Origin of the sequence: Polymorphobacter sp. PAMC 29334, from assembly GCF_019431245.1 — a bacterium.
In the GTDB taxonomy this organism is placed as follows: domain Bacteria; phylum Pseudomonadota; class Alphaproteobacteria; order Sphingomonadales; family Sphingomonadaceae; genus Polymorphobacter_B; species Polymorphobacter_B megasporae.
On sequence record NZ_CP080243.1, the window covers coordinates 2,208,367 to 2,227,820 of the forward strand.

Here is a 19,454-nt window from a genome sequence, read left to right on the forward strand (position 1 = left end):
GCGCCCAAGACGAAGCGCAGCGTCTTGGGAATTCGCGTACGGATAGTACAGGTCAGACATCTTGAGTCTTGTCCCTTCAACCGTTGATGTTCCAAAGGGTCTAACGCCTTGAACGACAGGTGGGCTCGAGAAGTCGAACGATAAAAATATTCCGCTGTCCTACACCGGCGCCGGCAGCGTAGCCTCGCGCCTATGATAATCCCGATCGCCCCCACCGTAACGCGGCCCGCGGCCCGCCGCGCTCCGCGGCGGGGGCAGTGTTTCGGTCTGACGTGGCGTCAACTTCGTCAACTTCCGATCTCGGCCGGGACGAAAATCGGTGGTGTGATCGACTTGTGTAACCATCCAGACGGAGACTCATCGCGTGACTAGATTGAAGCTGATCGTGCTGCCGCTGGCTCTCGCCCTCTCGGCTCCGGCGCTCGCGGCATCAAACCCGCTAATGGCGGCCGCGACCGCCGCGCGGGCCGATCAGCTCAAGCTGCTCGAAGAGGTCGTCAACATCGATTCCGGGACCGGCGACGTCGAGGGCGGGCGGAAGGTTGGGGCGGTGTTCGTCGCGCGGTTGAAAGCCCTTGGGGCGAGCGTCGAGACGGTGCCGGCCGAGGCTCCCGGGCTGCCCGAAAACATCGTCGCGACGGTCAAGGGGACCGGCAAGACGCGGATCCTGATGATCGGGCATCTCGATACGGTGTTCGGCCCCGGCACCGTTGCCAAATGGCCGTTCAAGATCGTCGGGGATCGCGCCACCGGTCCGGGCGTCGGCGACGAGAAGGGCGGGGTGGTCGAGGGAATCAAGGCGCTCGAACTGCTCCGCGACGCGAAGTTCACCGATTTCGCCAGCATCACGCTGTTGATCGAGACGAGCGAGGAGCGCGGCTCGCCGGGGACGCGGAAGCTGATCGACCGGCTGTTGTCGACCGCCGACGTTGAACTCAATCTCGAACCCGGCGACGCCCCCGACAAGGTCACCGTCTGGCGCAAGAGCTCGACGGTGGTGATGATCGACGTGACCGGCAAGGCGGCGCACGCCGGGGTCGCGCCGCAGGACGGGCACAACGCCGCGGTCGAACTGCTCCACCAGCTCGAAGGGTATGCGAAGTTTCCGCACACCGGCGACCAGACGACGGTCAACCTGACACTGCTTGCGGCGGGGACGCGCAACAACATCATCCCCGACCACGCATCCGCGACGTTCAGCGTCCGTGCGCGGACACCGCAAGCGAACGACGCGGTGCTGGCGCAGCTCGAGGCGAACGCGAAGACGATCGCGGTGCCGGGGACGACGGTCAAGATCCTCCACGAGCCCGCCTATCCGCCGCTCGCAAACAACCCGGCGACCGATGCGCTCGCGGTGCGCGCGGGCGCGATTTACGCAGGTATCGGGCGGACGCTCGGGACGGGGGGCAACGGCGGCGCGTCGGAATCGGCGATGGCGGCGGCGAAAGGCGTGCCGGCACTGGATGGGCTGGGGCCGGTCGGAGGCAAGTTCCACTCGGACGGCGAGTATATCGACCTGACGACGCTGACCCCGCGCCTGTATCTGCTGGCTGCGTTGATCGAGGAGTTGGGGACGAAGGGGGTTCGCTAACCCGCCGCCGCCAGCCCCTCGAGCGCACTCCGCCCGCGCTTGACCATCAGCTTGTTGAGCGCGTTCACATACGCCCGCGCGCTCGCGACCAGCGTGTCGACGTCCGCACCGGTCCCGCGCACAGTCCGGCCGTTTTCCGCGAGCATCACGCTGACTTCGGCCTGTGCGTCGGTGCCCTGCGTCACGGCGTGGACCTGGTACAGCTGGAGCGTCGCGGCGTCGTGGGGGACGATCTTGCGGATCGCGGCGAACAGCGCGTCGACCGGGCCGTTGCCCTTGACCGCGGCAGTGGTCTCGACGCCGTCGACCGACAGCGTCAGCACCGCGCGCTGCGGGCCGTTGCTGCCGCAATAGACCTCGACCTCGACAAGCTGGATCGCGTCGTGGCCGCGCAAGACCTCGTCGTCGACCAGCGCGACGATGTCTTCGTCCCAGATCGCCATCTTCGCGTCGGCCAAGTCCTTGAAGCGCTTGAAGGCGTCGCCGAACTCATTGTCCGACAGCGTGTAGCCGAGCTCGTCGAGCTTCTGGCGAAACGCGGCGCGCCCCGAATGCTTGCCGAGGACGAGGTTGGTCGCACCCTGGCCGACGCTCTCGGGGGTCATGATCTCGTAGGTCGAGGCGTCCTTGATCATCCCGTCCTGATGGATGCCGCTCTCGTGGGCGAAGGCGTTGGCGCCAACGATCGCCTTGTTCGCCTGGACCGCCATGCCGGTGATGCCGCTGACCATCCGGCTCGCGCGGGTTATCTCCGACGTCACGACCCCGGTCATGTACGGCATGACGTCGTGGCGGACGCGGAGCGCCATCGCGATCTCCTCGACCGCAGCGTTGCCGGCACGCTCGCCGATGCCGTTGACGGTCGCCTCGACCTGTCGCGCCCCCGCCATGACGGCGGCAAGCGTGTTCGCAACTGCGAGGCCGAGGTCGTTGTGGCAATGCGTCGAGAACACCGCCTGATCGGCGTTGGGCACACGGTTCAGCATGTCGCGGAACATCGCGCCGTAGGTTTCGGGGGTCGCATAGCCGACGGTGTCGGGCAGGTTGATCGTCCGCGCGCCAGCATTGATCGCGATCTCGATTGCGCGGGCGAGGAAGTCGGGGTCCGACCGCGTCGCGTCCTCGGCCGACCATTCGACGTCGGGGCACAGGTTGCGCGCATGGCTGACCGACGTGCGGATCGCTTCGAGTACGGCGTCGGGGGCCATGTTCAGCTTGACCCGCATGTGCAGCGGCGAGACCGCGATGAAGGTGTGGATGCGCGGCGCGCGGGCAAACTTCACCGCCGCCCATGCCCGGTCGATGTCGCCGAGCGAGGCACGCGCGAGGCTGGCGACCGTGGCCCGCTGGCACTGGCGCGCGACCTCGCGAACCGCCTCGAAGTCACCCTCGGAGGCGATGGCGAAGCCCGCCTCGATGATGTCGACGCCGAGCGCTTCGAGCTGTGCAGCGACGCGGAGCTTTTCCTCGAGGTTCATCGAACAGCCGGGCGACTGTTCGCCGTCGCGCAATGTCGTGTCGAATATACGGATTTGGTCGGTCATGATCGTCGCCTTGGGGCCTGCGAGCATCGAAGCTCTGGGGTCGGGGGGCCGGGCTTGTCCCTCACGCCCGCGACGTCCCCGGTGGGCGGCGCGTGCCTAGGGTCGAATAAGTCGAAGCTGGCCGATTGCGATCATGGCACAACGGTTATCACCGCGGCTGCCGGATGTCCAGACCGGCGGGGGTCGTGCGAAACGGTGTAATTACGCGGCCAAGCGAAGGTGAATTATATTTGCCAGCCGGTGGTTAATTGGTAATAATTCATCTGTAAGTCCTTGTTAAGAGCGGGGAAACGTATCACGCCGAGTAGTGATGCGGGCTGGTTATCATTGTCTTCTTTTTAGGGGGTTGGAATGTCACGTGTTATTACGTCTGGAGCGGCTTGCTTGGCGTTCTACATGTCTGTTGTTGCCGCTGTTCCTGCGCAATCGAAAGTATTGATTGCCACCGCCGCAACAATCGACGCGGTGTGGAAAGCCGCCGGTCCGCGGGATACGATCAAACTTAGTGGCACGTTTGGCCTCACCCGGCTGCAGTATAAGTCGTCGGCAAAGGGCATGACCCTCGATGCGACCGGCGCAGTATTCACCGATACACTGGTGATCAACAAGGTCGACGGCCTCAATGTCATCGGCGGCAAGTTCGGCGCGACTGGCGGCGCGCCGACCAAATACGGTCGCGCCGTCGTCGTTTATGGCGGCAGCAATATCTCGTTCAAGCAGCCGGTGGTTGTCGGGGACGCGGGCGGCCAGGGCATCGCCTTCAGCGATACGGTCAATGCCACGGTCAAGCAGGGGACATTTTCGGGGCTCCACGCCGCGATTACATTCAACCACGTGACCAACGGCTATCTTAGAAGCAATGCCATCACCGGTGCGACGTCCGACGGCATCGATATCGCCGACAGTCACAATGTCACGGCGACGTACAATAGTTGCAGCGCGGGAGCGCCCGCCGCCGGGGCGCATCCCGACTGCATCCAGTTGTGGAGCGTCGCCGGCCATGCCGTGCAGTCGGACATCACGATCGAACACAATGTCGCGACCGGTCCGACGCAGGGGTTCACGTCGTTCGATCCAGCAAAGGGGGGCGGCCTGCGCATCTCGATCATCGCTAACCGGGTCGCGACGACCTTTTCGCAGGGGATCGCCTGCTACGCCTGCGTCGACAGCAATATCAGCTACAACAAGGTCACGACGCTGGCCGGCGCTCTGCACATGACGAATATCAATATCATCGGTGGCAGCGACAACATCGTCATTGGTAATACGATCGGCGCGCTGCCCAAGACTGCGCATCTCGCCCAGCTCGCGCTCGCGCCGTTCGACGCGCGCCTCGACGCAAGTGGCATATTCGACGGTGGCGGGGCGCCGGGGGCAAGCGTCGGTGCCGTCCCCGAGCCGGCCGCGTGGCTTAGCATGATCGTCGGCTTTGGTGTCGTCGGAGCCGCCACCCGGCGATCGCGGCGGCTGGCCGCCGCCTGAGCCGCCCGCCTGAGCCGCCTGCGTGAGCCGCCGCCGCGTCATTGGTTGGCTGGCCGGTGTCCGCGTGGCATGACTGGTCGGCGGCACCACGCCGCGTAGGGCAGACCGTTGGTTGGAACCGTCGATGCGATCTCGCACAATATTCAGCTCGCGGTCGCGCCGGTGTTCCTGCTTACGGGCATTGCCTCGGTGCTCAACGTCCTGACCAACCGGCTCGGGCGGGTGATCGACCGGGCGCGCAAGGTCGAGGCGGAGATTTCGGGATACGATCTCGACACAAAGCGCCGCGCCACGCGCGAACTTACCATGCTCAACCGCCGGATGACCGCCGCGCACTGGGCGATCGGGCTGTGCACGCTGTCGGCGCTGTTCGTGTGCATCGTCGTCGCGATCCTGTTCGTCGGCGACGTCATTCCCGGGCACGTCTCGCAGACGGTTGCACCGCTCTTCATCCTCGTGATGGTACTCCTGATCGCGGGGCTCCTGCTGTTCCTCTTCGAGGTCCAGATCGCGACGCGCTCGGTGCGTATCCGGGCGGAGATGCTCGACCGCTAACAAGCGTCGAGAATGGTGTGAACCCATTGGAATCGTGACGCTCGGCCTCGGCCGATCGCCGGCATTTATCGTTCGAATAATCGATGGAATGGCCAAAGTTCTGCCAAATAATATTTGGCGGGTTCGTCGTATATCGGCTGTATTATTCCAAATATTTATTTCCTGTACACCACGTAATTCTATGAAATATCTCATTCAGGATTTAATAAAACCGACTCCGCGTTCGTCTATTAATGCGTGTCCGGAACAAAAATGAAGTATTGTTGTTGTGTCTATTACGAGTTTCAGTAGCGGAGTTGCGTAGCGTCATGATTAAATTTGTTAAGCACGGCGCGTTGATTTGCGCGATGGTCGTTTCTCTTCCCGCAAATGCCGCGGTGCTCTACGCGACGGCGGACAACATCTCCAACATCTGGAAGTCGGCCGGCGAGGGCGATACGATCAAATTGTCGGGCGTCTTTGCCAACACCGTCGCCTTGCAGAACAAGACGGTGTCGAGCGCGATCACGATCGATGCGACGCAGGCGACCTTCACCGGGACCCTCAAGTTTCAGGCGGTCAGCGGCGTCCATGTCGTCGGCGGGACCTTCGATGCGACCGGCGGCCCGAATGCTTACGGTAAGGCGATCGTCGTCTACAGCAGCAGCAACATCTCCTTCGACCAGACGAACGTCGTCAGCGCGGTCAGCTACCCCGAAGCCGGGATAGCATTTCAGGACGTGACCAATGGCACGGTGACGAATTCGACCTTTACCAACGTCGGCGTCGGCGTCGGCGTATCCGGGTCGAACCATATCACCCTGACCGGCAACAAGGTTGTCGGCTCGACAAAAGACGGTTTCGATATCTTCGACAACCATTTTGTCCTCGTCGCGAACAATAGCTGCAGCGGCAGTCAGCCGTCGGCAGGGGCACATCCGGACTGTGTCCAGGTGGCAAGTACTGCGGGACACGCCCCTGCATCCGACATCAAAGTGATCGACAATATTGCGACCGGAAATACGCAAGGATTTACTTCGTTTATCGGCAAGGCGGATGGGGCGGAGCGGATCACGATCTCGGGCAACATCGTCAACACATCGTTTTCGCAGGGCATCGCCTGTTACTCATGCGTCGATAGTTTCATCACCGGCAATTATATCGCGGCAGACCCGACCGCATCGCATTGGGTAGCCGTCAACGTGGTCGGCGGGACGGACAACGTCGTGAGCAGCAACTCGTGGCTGACCGGCGGGGTATATCTGCCGACCGATTACGCGTCCGCATATTTCCAGCTGACCGGCACCACCTATACGGCGCAGCCCGCGGACGCGTCGTCCGGGTCGCGCTGGTCCGACGGATCGCCGGCCAGTGGCATGGTTCCGGAACCCGCCGAGTGGATGCTCATGACCCTCGGCTTCGGTCTGGTCGGCATCGTCCGTCACCGCCGCGAGTCGCTTCCGATCGTTTGATTTGAAGGGTGGCAAACCCCGGGGACGACTCTCGTCGCCCCGGGGCCCTTTTTAGTTCTTCGCCTTGTCGACCAGCGCGTTCTTGCCGATCCACGGCATCATCGCGCGGAGCTTCGAACCGACCTCCTCGATCGGATGCGCTGCCGCCGCCTTGCGCGCGGCCTTCAACTCGGGCTGGCCGGCGCGGTTGTCGAGGATGAAGTTCTTGACGAACCGCCCGCCCTGGATGTCGGCGAGGACGCGCTTCATCTCGGCCTTGGTGTCCGACGTGATGATCCGCGGGCCGGTGGTGATGTCGCCGTATTCAGCGGTGTTCGAGATCGAGTAGCGCATGTTGGCGATGCCGCCCTCGTACATCAGGTCGACGATCAGCTTGACCTCGTGGAGGCACTCGAAATACGCCATCTCGGGGGCGTAGCCCGCCTCGGTCAGCGTCTCGAAGCCCGCCTGGATGAGGTGGGTGAGGCCGCCGCACAGGACAGCCTGCTCGCCGAACAGGTCGGTCTCGCATTCCTCGCGGAAGCTCGTTTCGATGATCCCCGAACGCCCGCCGCCGATCGCCGAGGCATAGCTCAACCCGACGTCATGCGCGTTGCCGGTCGCGTCCTGATGGACCGCGATCAGGCAGGGCACGCCGCCTCCGCGGACATATTCGGAGCGGACGGTGTGGCCGGGGCCCTTCGGCGCGATCATGAAGACGTCGATATCGTCGCGCGGCTCGATCAGCTGGAAATGGATATTGAGCCCGTGGGCGAAGGCGAGCGCGCTGCCCGGCTTGAGGTTCGCGGCAAGGTCGTCGGCATAGATGCCCGCCTGATGCTCGTCGGGGGCGAGGACCATGACGATGTCGGCATAGGCCGCCGCCTCGGCGTTCGACATGACCTTGAACCCAGCACCCTCGGCCTTGGCGGCGGTCGCCGAGCCCGGACGCAGCGCAACGACGACGTCGGTGACGCCGCTGTCGCGGAGGTTCTGGGCATGGGCGTGGCCCTGTGAGCCGTAGCCGACGATGGCGATCTTCTTAGTCTTGATCAGGCCGATGTCGGCATCGGAGTCGTAGTAGACGCGCATTCTGTTTCCTTTTTAGCTCAGGCCGTCGCCGCGAAGGCTGCCCAATTCATTGATACGGTCGCCGATGATCTGGGCGCGGCACACATAGGCATCGTGAAAGCGGCCAAGCGTGCCCGCCGACATGACGTCGTAGCGGCGACACGCCTTCTCCTTGAACGCAATCCACGCGCGTTGCTCGTCCAGCAGCGCCTTGCCCTGTTCCGACCCGGCACCATCGACCTCGTCGAGCGCACGCTTCCACGCAAGCTTCAGCCGAACCTCCTCCCGAGCGACCCAGGCGCTCCCGCACGGAGCCAGATCGGAGTCGGTCACTGCCTTCGTCGCCGCGTTGCAGCGATCAAAGATCGCGTCGGCGCTGGCCGGCAGGGGCGTGGCAGCGAGCAGGATCACGGCAAAAAGCGACGCGTAGCGTGTCACACCGCCTCCGGCCCGCGCGCGATCGCGACGACCCCGGTCCGCGCGACCTCGACCAGCCCGACCTCGCGCATCAGCGTGATGAAGCTGTCGACCTTGCCGGTCGAGCCGCTGATCTCGAAGACGAAGCTGCGCGTGGTCGTGTCGACCGCCCGGGCACGAAAGATGTCGGCGAGGCGCAGCGCCTCGACGCGCTTCTCCCCGGTGCCCGCGACCTTGACCAACGCCATCTCGCGCTCGACGTGCGGGCCGAGCGCGGTTAGGTCGAGGACGCGGTGGACGGGGACGAGCCGGTCGAGCTGCGCCATGATCTGCTCGATCACCGCGGGCGGGCCGGAGGTGACCACGGTGATCCGGCTGACGGCGTGGTCGTCGGACACGTCGGCGACGGTCAGGCTCTCGATGTTGTACCCGCGCGCGGAAAACAGCCCGACGATGCGAGCAAGGACGCCCGCCTCGTTGTCGACGAGGATGCTGAGGGTGTGGCGTTCGGAGGGGAGGGGTTTCATCGCCTAGACCAACGCCGACGCATCTTCATCTTTTTCGCCCACAGTCTCATCTGCATGCAGCAGCATCTCGCTGTGCGCAGCCCCGCTCGGGATCATCGGGAAGCAGTTCGCGAGCTTCGACACGCGGCAGTCGACCATCACCGGGCCGTCCGCCGCGAGCATCGCCGCGATCCCGTCGTCGAGTTCGCTCGTGTCGGAGATGCGGATGCCGGTCCAGCCGTACGCCTCGGCGAGTTTGACAAAGTCGGGTAGGGCTTCGGAGTAGCTCTCGCTATACCGCCCGCCGTGGTTCAACTCCTGCCACTGGCGGACCATCCCCATATATTCGTTGTTCAAAATGAACACCTTCACCGGCAGGCGGTACTGCGTCGCGGTGCCGAGCTCCTGGATATTCATCTGGATGCTCGCCTCGCCGGCGATGTCGATGACCAATGCGTTCGGGTTGCCGAGCTGCGCGCCGATCGCCGCGGGCAGGCCGTAGCCCATCGTGCCGAGGCCGCCGCTCGTCAGCCACTTGTTCGGCCCCTCGAAGCCGAAGTGCTGCGCCGCCCACATCTGGTGCTGGCCGACTTCGGTGGTGATGATCGGGCTGCGCTTGTGCGTCGCCTCCCACAGCCGCCGGATCGCATATTGCGGGAGGATGTCCGACCCGGTCTGGGCGAAGCCGAGGCTGTCGCGCTGGCGCCAATGGTCGATCTTCGCCCACCACGGCTTGAGGTCGACCGCGCGATGGCCGCGAGCCTTCCACACCTTGATCAAATCCTCGAGGACATGGCCGACGTCGCCAACGATGCCGAGGTCGACGCGGACGGTCTTGTTGATCGACGAGCGGTCGATGTCGACGTGGATCTTCTTCGACCCCGGCGAGAAGGCATCGAGCCGCCCAGTGACGCGGTCGTCGAAGCGCGCGCCGAGGCACAGCATCAGGTCGGCGCCGTGCATCGCCATATTGGCTTCATAGGTGCCGTGCATGCCGAGCATGCCGAGGAATTGCGGCGACGTCGCGGGGAAGCAGCCGAGGCCCATCAGCGTCGACGTCACCGGCGCGCCGGTCAGCCGCGCGAGTTCGCGGAGCAGTTGCGACGCGCCGGGACCCGAATTGATGATGCCGCCGCCGGTGTACAGGATCGGGCGCTCGGCAGCGGCGAGCATCTCGACCGCCGCTTCGATCGCCGCGAGGTCGCCCTTGACCTGCGGTTTGTACGTCTTGTGCTCGATCTTGCCCGGGCGGACGTAGCGCGTCCGCGCGACCTGGACGTCCTTGGGGATGTCGACGACGACCGGCCCGGGGCGTCCCGCGGTGGCGATGTAGAACGCTTCGTGGATCGTGTCGCCGAGGCGGTGGACGTCCTTGACGAGGTAATTGTGCTTCGAACAGTGGCGGGTGATGCCGACCGTGTCGCATTCCTGGAAGGCGTCGGTGCCGATCAGGTGCGTCGGCACTTGGCCCGTCAGGACGACGATCGGAATCGAGTCCATCAGCGCGTCGGTGATGCCGGTGACGGCGTTGGTCGCGCCGGGGCCGCTGGTGACGAGGACGACGCCGGGCTTGCCGGTCGAGCGCGCATAGCCCTCCGCCGCGTGGACCGCCGCCTGCTCGTGGCGGACGAGGATGTGCTTGATCCGGCGACCCGCGGACTCCTGCTCGAACAGCGCGTCGTAGATCGGCAGGACCGCCCCGCCGGGGTAGCCGAAGACGATCTCGACCCCGAGGTCGAGCAGTGCGCGGACGATCACGCCCGCGCCATTGGTTTCGTTCGATGCCGTCACTATGCTTACTCGCCTCGATTGCGAGCGTCGTGTTAGTGATCGAAAATTACGCTGTCAACACTCTAACAGCAATGAAATTACGCGGCGACGGTGCGGCGGCGGCGCATCGTCACGCCGATCAGGCCAAAGCCACCGATCATCAGCGCCCAGCTCGACGGCTCCGGGACCGAGCCAATGCCGATCAGACTGCCGACGTAGCGCGCGAGCGCGGCATGGACCGGAGCCGTCGGGTGGATGCCGTCGAAGCTCAGGTAGTGGCTGCAATCGGGATGCGGGTTCGACGGTGCCACGCTAATGTCGACGCATGCATCGCCGAGGTTGGTGTCGAGGTCGGCGGGCAGGCCGAATTTGGTCGGATCGTCGCGCAACTGGGTGAAGAAGCCGAAATAGTCGATCTGGGTGAACGACGTTCCCGGCCTAAGATGCAGGGTGCTGAAGCCCGCCTGCAGGGCGTTCTCGAGGTAGATGCTGGCGGGGATTTCCGGGTTGGGGACGCCACCGATCAGGAAGTGCGTCGCTCCGGCGGAGTTAAGCGCGTAGATCGTGCCAAGATAATTGCCGACGAAGGCGTTGGTGAACGCGGTCGTGAACGCGGCGGCGGCACCAGGGTTTGGCGCGGCAGCGATCCCGGCGAGCAGCGCGGTGACATCGTTATTGCCGAAGTTGAGGACGTACAGAGCGTTCGGATCAACGGGTTTGCCACTCGTCGCATAGATACCGAGCTGTGTGGCGAGCCCCGGGACGTTGAAGCCGAGCAAGCTGCGGTCTTCCGCCGCCTCGGCCCCGCCGACCGCATAATTGACGCCGCCGGCCAGGAAGGGGACGGTGTAATGTCCGGTCAGCCGCTGTTCGATCAGGTCGGTCCAGACCGGTCCGTTCGAGTAGCGACCGTCGAAATAGCCGTAGCCGGGCTGCGCTGTCAGGCCGTTTGTGCCGATATAGGCGTTGCCCGCGTCGACCAGCGAGTCGCCGAAGACGATAAGCCCGTCGGGGCGCGAGGCGGCGGCGGGGACTGCTGTCCCGACCGCCGCGCCGACTGCCAATGCCGTCAGATACCGACCGATGCCCATGCTTCATCCCCCCGAATATAAGCGGAAGTTAGTAGCTTACGGTTAACGTTCGGTTAGCGGCGCAGCGATTTTCATTCAGGCGGCGACGGTCGCGCGGCGACGACGAAGCAGGCCGATCAGACCGAAGCCGGCAACCATTTGCGCCCAGACCATCGGCTCGGGAACGCCGCCAACGACGGGCGGCGGCGGCGTCAGTGCGGTGAACAGCCGCCCGTCGGGGTTGAATGTGCCGAGGTGGACTTCACCACCCTGATGGAACGTCTGGGCCGCGAGCGAGCCTTCGATCGGGGTCGAATTGCTCACCGTCGCGAACGGGGCGAGGAGCGAGCCGTTGAACTGCTTGTTGAGCGTGATCGACGTCGCCGTGCCGAAATTCCACAGGATGTACGGGTTGTAGATCGAGTTGTTCGAGTTGGCATTCAGTGTGTAGCTCGACGCGCCCGTGACGTTGATGATCGTGGTCAGGTAACCGCCGCTGCCGTTGCTCGGCAGGTCGTAGAGCAGGTTCGACGCATCGAGGAACGATGTCAGATTGGTCGAATCGATCGTGATCACCGCATAGCCGAGGTGGTTCGGGTCGCGCGCGATCAGCTTGGCATTGTTGTGGTCGCTGCCGTCGAAGCTGCTGCCGCTCGCCGACAGAGCGTAGAGCGCGGTCGACAACGCGCCGAGGTCGGCGGTCAGCGTCGCCGTCTGTGTCGCGATGCTCGAGTGCAGGTCGTGGGCGCCGCCGGGTGCCAGCGATGCGTCCTTGGTCGGGAAGGTGTTCATGAAGCCGTTGGCGATGCCGCCGTACGATACGTCGGTGCCGCCGTTGATGTTGAACGAAGCGAGGTTCGATCCGGCGCGGACGATCGCGCCCTCGACATTGAAATTGCCGCCGGTGAAGCTGCCACCGATGTCGACGCTCTTGCGCGCCGCGATCGTGCCGCTACCGCCGTTCGGGCCGTTGTTGAAATTGCCGCCGTTGATGTCGCCGCCGACGGTCAGTGTCGCGTACGACGACATGCCTTCGCCTTGGTTCGACCGGCCGATGCCGTACGTCGAGGTGCCGCCGCTGATGTTGCCGCCGACGAAGGTCTTGCCCTCGACGTCGTGGCCGCCGGTCATGTTGCCGAGAACGATGAGATTGAGGTCGCCGAGTGCGGTGAGGCCGTTGACGGCGCTTCCGGTGGCGAGGGCGGCTCCCGGGGTCAGGGCCATCAAGGCGACGGCGGCAGCGATGCGATAGGTCATGCAATAATTCCCCGAAACCGACGCTCATGTGCCAGTAACGAAACGTTAAGCAATTATCATGCCAGAAAGATAAGTTACTGAAAGATATATGACACTCCCAGCGCTATTTGAAGAAGTGTAAGGAATTCCGACACTCTGAAGGTGGACATCGCATTGTTAACTATAACGATTAGCCGGTGCTGAGGCCACGTTGCCAGCTGCTGGTCTGGTTGCGAAACCACGTCTGCTGGCGCTTGGCATAATGGCGCGTGTCGAGGCGAGTGCGTTCGATCGCGGCGCCAAGCTCGATCTCGCCGCGCAGATGGGCTAGGAGCGGGGGGACGCCTAGTGCCTTCATCACCGGCGCGTCGGCGGCGAGGCCCCTTCGACCCAACGCGGCGACCTCGTCGAGCACCCCCGCCGCGAGCATGGCATCGAGCCGCGCGTCAATCCGAGTGTGGAGGGCAGGGCGCGGCAGGTCGACAACATGGCCCTGCACAACGACTTCAGTTGCGATCCCGCCGGTCGTCTCGGCCTGCCAGTCGGCCAGCCGCCGTCGGGTCGAGCGGACGACTTCGAGCGCGCGGGTGACGCGTTGCGGATCGGCGAGCTTGGCCGCTGCGGCGGGGTCGAGTGCGGCGAGTGCGGCCCGGGCGGCAGCGGGGTCGAGCGCGCGGACCTCGGCGCGGACGTCGGGGTCGATCGGCGGGACCGCGGCGATCCCGTCGAGCAGGATCCGCAGGTACATGCCGCTGCCGCCGACGACGATCGGCAAGCCCCCCGCGGCGATCGTATCGAAGATCGCCGCGCGGGCCATCCCTGCCCAGCGCGCCGCGTCGCACGCCTCCGCCCCGTCGATGACGCCATAGAGACGGTGCGGGACGGTCGCTTCATCGGCCTTGGACGGGCGCGCGCTGAGGATGCGGAGGTCGGCGTAGACCTGGCTCGCGTCGGCGTTGATGATCGTGCCGCCGCGCGCCTGCGCGAAATCGAGCGCGACCGCCGACTTGCCCGCGGCGGTCGGTCCCGCGATAACCACGACCGTTGGCCGACCAAGGGAAATATCGATGCTCCTCGCGACGTTGATCGCCGCCGGTGCCTTGTCGCCGGGTGACGTCGCTGCGGCAAGCGACGCGCTGCGTGGGGCAGGGGGCGAGCCGGGGGCGGCGGCGTGGCTCGATGCGGGGGACGCCTGCGATTTGACGGTTGCGGGGCTGGACCAGCCGGTCGCCCGCGCGGCGGTCGAAGCCGCGCTGACCGCGGTCGACATCGTCGTCCAGCCCGTCGCCGCGTCGCGCCGCAAGCGGCTGCTGATCGCCGACATGGATTCGACGATGATCCAATGCGAGTGCATCGACGAACTCGCCGACTATGCCGGGTTGAAGCCGCAGGTCGCGGCGATCACCGAGGCGGCGATGCGCGGCGAGCTCGACTTCGCCGCCGCGCTCGATGCCCGCGTCGCGCTCCTGAAGGGAATGGATGCGCGGGTCATCGATCGCTGCCGTGCGGAGCGTGTGCGGCTGATGCCTGGGGCGAAATTATTGGTCGCAACGATGGCCAGATCAGGAGCGCGGACAATCCTGGTCTCGGGAGGATTCACCGCCTTCGCCGGCCCGGTCGGTGCGGAGTTGGGATTTGATCGGATCGTCGCCAACCGGCTGCTCGTCGAGGACGGCAAGCTCACCGGAACGGTGTCGCGCCCGATTATCGACGCCGCGACCAAGCGCTTCGAACTCGACGGCGCCGGGGTGCCGCTCGAGGCGACGATCGCGGTTGGCGACGGGGCGAACGACATCCCGATGCTCGAACGCGCCGGGCTGGGCATCGCGTATCACGCCAAGCCCAAGGCCACCGCGGCCGCCGACGCGGCGATCCGCATCGGCGACCTGACGGCGTTGCTGTGGGCGCAGGGATACAAGCGGGGTGAGTGGGTTAGCCAATAATTGTCATCCCCGCGAAAGCGGGGACCCATGGTCGCCACACTCTGTGACCTTGGGTCCCCGCCTTCGTGGGGATGACAGATTATCGGGGGTTCCCCACTTTCGCGAGGCTGACCGGGAAGTGCGCCCTACTTCAGCTTGAAGCTCAGTGACGCGCCGATGATCCGCGGCTCGTTGTACACCGCAGCCATGTAGTTCTCGATCACGCCCTTGAGGTTCTTCTGGTCGGTCAGGTTGCGGACGAACACCGCGGCTTCGTACTTCGGCGTCGAATAACCTGCCTTGAGACCCGCCTCGTACGTCCCGTTCGAGTTGAACTCGTTGGTCTTGTAGAGGACGAAGTTGGTGAAGCCCTGAAGATTGACGTCGCCGGCAATGAACAGCTCGGCGTCCTTGCTCACCGGGACGCCGTAACGCGCGGTGGCGTCGACGGTGTACTTCGGCGCGTCGGGGAGCGGGTTGCCGTTGATCTGGGCGAAGACGTTGGTGCCGATCTTGATCGTCGGGTTGTTGACGGTGCAGACGACGACGCCGTTGAGCGCGCAGACCTGCGCATAGACCCGCGTGTCCTTGATCTCGGTGTGGAGGAAGCTCGCGCCGAGCCCGAGCGACAGGTGCTCGATCGGGTGCCACTCGGCCTCGGCCTCGATGCCGTAGGCGTTTGCCTTGGCGGCGTTGAACAGCACGCCGTTGCCGTTGGAATCGTTGCCGTTCAGCTGGATGTTGCTGACGGTGTAGCCGAAGCCGGTGACGTTGAAGCGAACCTTGCGATCGAACAACTGGCTCTTGAAGCCCGCCTCATAGCTGATGATCGTCTCCGAATTCGCCGTCGTGAAGTCAGAGTTGAACACCGCCGACCGCCCCTGGATTGTTGGGCCGCGGAAGCCGCGCGCGACGCGGGCATAGACGCTGACGTCGGGGTCGATCTGGTACAACGCGCTGACGTCCCAGCTCGGCTGGGTCGACGACAGGCGGACGTAGCGGCGTCCGGTGTAGGTGACGACGTTCAGCGCAGTGTTCGCCGTCTGAAGCAGCGTCGTCGATTTGGTGTCGTTGGTCTCGCGCGCGCCTGCGGTCAGCGTCAGGTTCGGCACGATCTCATAGCTCGCCTGGCCGAAGACCGCCCATGACGTGTTGATGTTGCGCAGGACGACATAGTTGTTCGGGTTGGTGCCGGTGAAGATCGCGCGCTGGTCGAACTCGGTCGTGTCGCGGCTATCGAAATACATGCCGCCGACCTGATACTTGAAGCGGCCTTGGCCGTTCGAGGCGAGGCGGACTTCCTCGGTATACTGGTTCAACCCGCGAACCTTGCCCTGCGATTCGCCGAACCCGTTCGGCACGCCGTTGACCGGATAGTTCGCCGCCGCGCCGCCGTCGGTGTCGCCGCGGCTATAGCCCGATAGCGTTTCGTAGGCGCTGATCGAGGTCAGGCTGACCGGGCCGAAGTCGTACTTGACGTTGAGGAACGCGCCATAGGTTTCGTACGCCTGCGGGTTGCCCGCGCCTTCGTCGAGGCCGACCTGGTCGCGCGGGCCGACGGGGGTGTTCGATCCCTTGATCAGCGCGCCGCGGTGGAAGATCGTCGACGTGCCCTTGTACGACCGGCCCTGGCCCTCGGCGAGGATCGTCAAATCCTCGGTCGGGGTGATCAGGATCTGCGCGCGCAGGTCGCGCTCGTTGAAGCCGCCGAGCGCATCGGTCTTGTTGACCTGCGTCTTGTCGGCGCTAACCCCGGTGAAGGTGTTGTCGACCCAGTTATCACGGTGCTGGTACAGGCCCGAAACGCGAACCGCGATCTTGCCGGGGATGATCGCGCCGCCGATGCCGCCGTCGAAGGTAATCGTGTTGTAGCTGCCGTACGATCCCGACGCGCGCGCGGTGAGGTCGTCGCTCGGCTTGATCGTGTCGATCTTGATGATGCCCGCGGTGGTGTTGCGCCCGAACAAGGTGCCCTGCGGACCGCGCAATACTTCGACCTGCGCGAGGTCGTACGCCGGGTTTGACTTCAGGACGACATGCTCGAGGACGACGTCGTCCTGAATGATCTCGACCGGCTGCGACGCGCCGAGGTAGAAGTCGATGTTGCCAAGGCCGCGGATGTAGAAGCGCGGAAAGATGCGGCCGGTCGTCGTCTCGGCGTACAGCCCGGGGACGCGCCCCGACAGTTCGAGCAGGTCGCCGCCGCCCGACTGGAACGAACGCAGCAGGTCGCCCGAGACGACGCCGACCGACAGCGGCACCTTCTGCAGGTTCTCGCTACGGCGCTCGGCGGTGACGACGATGTCGGCGAGGCCGGTGTCGTCGGTCGCGGCGGCTGCGGCGGCCGGAACTTCGGCAGCGATCGCGTGGCTGCCGGTCAGCACGACGGCGGCGGACAGCAGCAATGCCGCCCGGAGAGTGAAATTCGACAAGACGATAACCCCTGAAATGGGACACCGCGGCGTCGTGCCCCGGTCCCGATGCCGCGGCGATAGGGGGCAATTATGACGACGAAGTGACAAAATGCCTCGGTTGTGCCCGGAATGGTTGCGGGTGTGGCTGCAGTGCAACGGATCGGTGGCGCGGCGCATCGGTCGCAGCTACGATAGCGCGATCACGGGGGAAGCATGACCAACCGGCTCTATTACGGCGACAATCTCGACTGGCTGGCGAACCCGAAGGCGTTCCCCGACGCCAGCGTCGACCTCGTCTATCTCGACCCGCCGTTCAATTCGAACGCGACCTACAGCCAGTTGTTCAAGTCGCCCGACGGCAAGACCGCCGACAGCCAGATCGACGCGTTCGAGGATACGTGGAGCTGGGGCATCAGCGCCGAGGCCGCCTACGACCGGGTAATGACGAGCGGCAATACCGACGTCGCGCAGTTGCTTCAGGCGATGCGCGGCTTCCTCCACGACAATGCGATGATGGCGTATCTGGCGATGATGGCGGCGCGGCTGATCGAGCTGCACCGCGTCCTCAAGGATACGGGAAGCCTGTATCTCCACTGCGATCCGACCGCGAGCCATTACCTGAAGTTGTTGCTGGACGGGGTGTTTGGGCCCGATCGATTTGTAAACGAGATAAGCTGGCAGCGGACGACAGCCAAGTCCGATCACAAGCAGGGCGCGCGCCATTTCCGCGTGTTCGCGATATTATACTTCGATACTCCAAGACAAATACTTTCATCTACAACCAGATGTTTTCCTTATATGACGATGCTTATATACTTACAAAATATCGATATTCGGACTCCGACGGGCGAAAATATAGGTTGGGCGATCTAACCGCCGCTAGACCGGGTGGTGATACGCTCTATGAGTGGCGCGTAAAACGCCCAGCCGGGGGTGGATGGGAAGCTGACTTGGACGGCGAGTTCTCAATTCCGAAGCTGGATTGGGAATACCGAGGCGTTACACCTTACGCAGGCAGAAGTTGGGTCTATAACCGTCATAGGATGCGGGAGGTGTCCGACGCCGGTCGACTGCGATACACGTCAAGCGGCTTCCCCGAATATAAGCGCTATCTTGATGAAATGCCGGGCGTCCCGATTAGCGACGACTGGGACGACATCCGGCCACTTAACTCCCAAGCGCAAGAACGTCTCGGCTACCCTACCCAAAAGCCCCTCGCTCTCCTCGAACGCATCATCGCCGCCTCGTCGAACCCCGGCGACGTCGTCCTCGACCCGTTCTGCGGCTGCGGCACCGCGGTCCATGCCGCCGAGAAGCTCGGGCGGCGGTGGATTGGGATCGACATCACCCATCTGTCGATCGCACTGATCGAGAAGCGGCTGCTTGCCGCCTTCCCGGGAATCGTGTTCGAGACCGAGGGGCGGCCGAAGGACCTCGCCTCGGCGCAGGAACTCGCACTGCGCGACAAGCACGAGTTCCAGAAATGGCTCGTGACATGGGTCGGCGGCCAGCCGTGGAAGGGCGGGCAAAAGGGGGCGGACGGCGGGATCGACGGGCTGGTCTTCTTCCAGGGCTTCGACCCGAAGACCGAGAAGGCGACGCACGAAAAGGCGATCATCTCGGTCAAGGGCGGCTTCAGCAAGGGCGTCGGCTGGGTGTCCGAACTCGTCGAGACGATCGGGCGCGAAAAGGCCGCGCTCGGCATCCTGCTCACCGCCGTCCTGCCGACGAAGGAGATGGAGGCGCGCGCGGCGGCGGCGGGGTTCTTCGAAACCGGCCTCCACGCCAAGGTGCCGCGCATCCAGATCCTGACGCTCGCCGAACTCTTCGCCGGCAAGCGCCCGGTCGTCCCCAACGTCAACGCGGCGATGTTCAAGGCCGCGCCGAAGGAAGCCGTGATCCAGCCGGGGTTGGACCTTTAACCCTGTCCTACAGGCGGCGCGATCGGTTAGCCTGTTCAGCTATCGAGTCGGCCGCCAGCGGGTGGTCGATGCTCTTTCTCATTGTTGGTGTCGTCGTGGCGAGCGCCACGTAAAATTGTGAAGCCGGGGCTTTTCGGATTGTGCTTCTCGTGTGGACTTAGTGGACTTCCGGCGTGAAGTGCGTCGGGTCACCCAGTGGCGTCATGCCCGCGAAGGCGTGGACCCATCACCACGAAGGCTGGGGTGGTGGGTCCCCGCCTACGCGGGGATGACGAAAAGAGGTTGGGGATCGCACCGCCGATGCGAAAAACCTGGTCGTTGTGTGGACTTGTGTAACTTTCCGCTCTCTCGGATTTGCCGGGTGAGCAGCGACTCGCTGGCGTGAGGACTTCCGCTGTGAAGCACGCATCACATCCAAAACGTCATCCCCGCGAAGGCGGGGACCCATCACCCCAACGGATCGTGATAATGGGTCCCCGCCTTCGCGGGGATGACGAGAAAGGCGGGATAACGAATATAGCGCG

General features: G+C 64.4%; 16 protein-coding genes. 7 read left to right on the forward strand and 9 right to left on the reverse strand.

Annotated features, from left to right (window positions below):
* Positions 1–364 precede the first annotated feature (364 nt).
* The gene (locus KZX46_RS14165; protein ID WP_219774541.1) at positions 365–1,591 is read left to right on the forward strand and encodes a glutamate carboxypeptidase; all 1,227 of its coding nucleotides are present in this window, start codon (positions 365–367) and stop codon (positions 1,589–1,591) included.
* Here the strand turns inward: KZX46_RS14165 and KZX46_RS14170 are convergent.
* Entirely contained in the window at positions 1,588–3,135 is a 1,548-nt protein-coding gene (locus tag KZX46_RS14170; protein ID WP_219774542.1) for a 2-isopropylmalate synthase, read from the reverse strand. The genes KZX46_RS14165 and KZX46_RS14170 overlap by 4 nt on opposite strands.
* 435 nt (positions 3,136–3,570) lie before the next feature.
* Between KZX46_RS14170 and KZX46_RS14175 the strand changes: the two genes are divergently transcribed.
* The 3 genes from KZX46_RS14175 to KZX46_RS14185 all read left to right on the forward strand — a co-directional run bounded on the left by KZX46_RS14175 (position 3,571) and on the right by KZX46_RS14185 (position 6,623).
* On the forward strand, positions 3,571–4,617 hold the full coding sequence (locus KZX46_RS14175; RefSeq protein ID WP_219774543.1) for a PEPxxWA-CTERM sorting domain-containing protein: 1,047 nt from the start codon (positions 3,571–3,573) through the stop codon (positions 4,615–4,617).
* A 108-nt stretch (positions 4,618–4,725) separates the two neighbouring features.
* Positions 4,726–5,172, forward strand: a complete 447-nt coding sequence (locus KZX46_RS14180) for a DUF2721 domain-containing protein (RefSeq protein WP_216707471.1) — start codon at positions 4,726–4,728, stop codon at positions 5,170–5,172.
* Between the two features lie 308 nt (positions 5,173–5,480).
* Positions 5,481–6,623: a right-handed parallel beta-helix repeat-containing protein gene (locus tag KZX46_RS14185; RefSeq protein ID WP_219774544.1), complete on the forward strand. Its 1,143-nt coding sequence runs from the start codon at positions 5,481–5,483 to the stop codon at positions 6,621–6,623.
* 51 nt (positions 6,624–6,674) lie between these two features.
* Here the strand turns inward: KZX46_RS14185 and ilvC are convergent, their stop codons facing one another.
* From ilvC to miaA, 7 genes are all read right to left on the reverse strand, one after another.
* Positions 6,675–7,694 (reverse strand): ketol-acid reductoisomerase, encoded by a 1,020-nt coding sequence (gene ilvC, locus KZX46_RS14190; RefSeq protein WP_216707473.1) that lies wholly within the window; start codon positions 7,692–7,694, stop codon positions 6,675–6,677.
* Between the two features lie 12 nt (positions 7,695–7,706).
* A complete protein-coding gene (locus KZX46_RS14195; protein ID WP_219774545.1) occupies positions 7,707–8,111 on the reverse strand; it encodes a lysozyme inhibitor LprI family protein in 405 nt (134 codons plus the stop codon).
* Positions 8,108–8,617 carry an acetolactate synthase small subunit gene (gene ilvN, locus KZX46_RS14200; protein ID WP_216707475.1) on the reverse strand — a complete coding sequence of 170 codons (510 nt, stop codon included), beginning with the start codon at positions 8,615–8,617 and terminating at the stop codon, positions 8,108–8,110. The genes KZX46_RS14195 and ilvN overlap by 4 nt, the downstream gene beginning before the upstream one ends.
* 3 nt (positions 8,618–8,620) lie before the next feature.
* Positions 8,621–10,387, reverse strand: coding sequence for an acetolactate synthase 3 large subunit (locus tag KZX46_RS14205; RefSeq protein WP_219774546.1), 1,767 nt, complete (start codon positions 10,385–10,387; stop codon positions 8,621–8,623).
* 77 nt (positions 10,388–10,464) lie between these two features.
* The gene (locus tag KZX46_RS22945) at positions 10,465–11,457 is read right to left on the reverse strand and encodes a PEPxxWA-CTERM sorting domain-containing protein (RefSeq protein ID WP_226895964.1); all 993 of its coding nucleotides are present in this window, start codon (positions 11,455–11,457) and stop codon (positions 10,465–10,467) included.
* 75 nt (positions 11,458–11,532) lie between these two features.
* Positions 11,533–12,693, reverse strand: a complete 1,161-nt coding sequence (locus tag KZX46_RS14215; protein WP_219774547.1) for a collagen-binding domain-containing protein — start codon at positions 12,691–12,693, stop codon at positions 11,533–11,535.
* A 169-nt stretch (positions 12,694–12,862) separates the two neighbouring features.
* A complete protein-coding gene (gene miaA, locus KZX46_RS14220) occupies positions 12,863–13,711 on the reverse strand; it encodes a tRNA (adenosine(37)-N6)-dimethylallyltransferase MiaA (protein ID WP_226895965.1) in 849 nt (282 codons plus the stop codon).
* A 28-nt stretch (positions 13,712–13,739) separates the two neighbouring features.
* Here miaA and serB point away from each other — a divergent pair, with 28 nt between their 5' ends.
* Positions 13,740–14,615 carry a phosphoserine phosphatase SerB gene (gene serB, locus KZX46_RS14225; protein WP_219774548.1) on the forward strand — a complete coding sequence of 292 codons (876 nt, stop codon included), beginning with the start codon at positions 13,740–13,742 and terminating at the stop codon, positions 14,613–14,615.
* A 125-nt stretch (positions 14,616–14,740) separates the two neighbouring features.
* On the opposite strand, the gene KZX46_RS14230 is transcribed toward serB, so the two are convergent.
* A complete protein-coding gene (locus KZX46_RS14230; RefSeq protein WP_226895966.1) occupies positions 14,741–17,026 on the reverse strand; it encodes a TonB-dependent receptor in 2,286 nt (761 codons plus the stop codon).
* 195 nt (positions 17,027–17,221) lie between these two features.
* Here KZX46_RS14230 and KZX46_RS14235 point away from each other — a divergent pair, with 195 nt between their 5' ends.
* A complete protein-coding gene (locus KZX46_RS14235) occupies positions 17,222–17,881 on the forward strand; it encodes a DNA methyltransferase (protein ID WP_219774550.1) in 660 nt (219 codons plus the stop codon).
* Positions 17,782–18,930 carry a DNA methyltransferase gene (locus tag KZX46_RS14240; protein ID WP_370647555.1) on the forward strand — a complete coding sequence of 383 codons (1,149 nt, stop codon included), beginning with the start codon at positions 17,782–17,784 and terminating at the stop codon, positions 18,928–18,930. Before KZX46_RS14235 ends, KZX46_RS14240 begins: the two co-directional genes overlap by 100 nt.
* Positions 18,931–19,454: the final 524 nt, after the last annotated feature.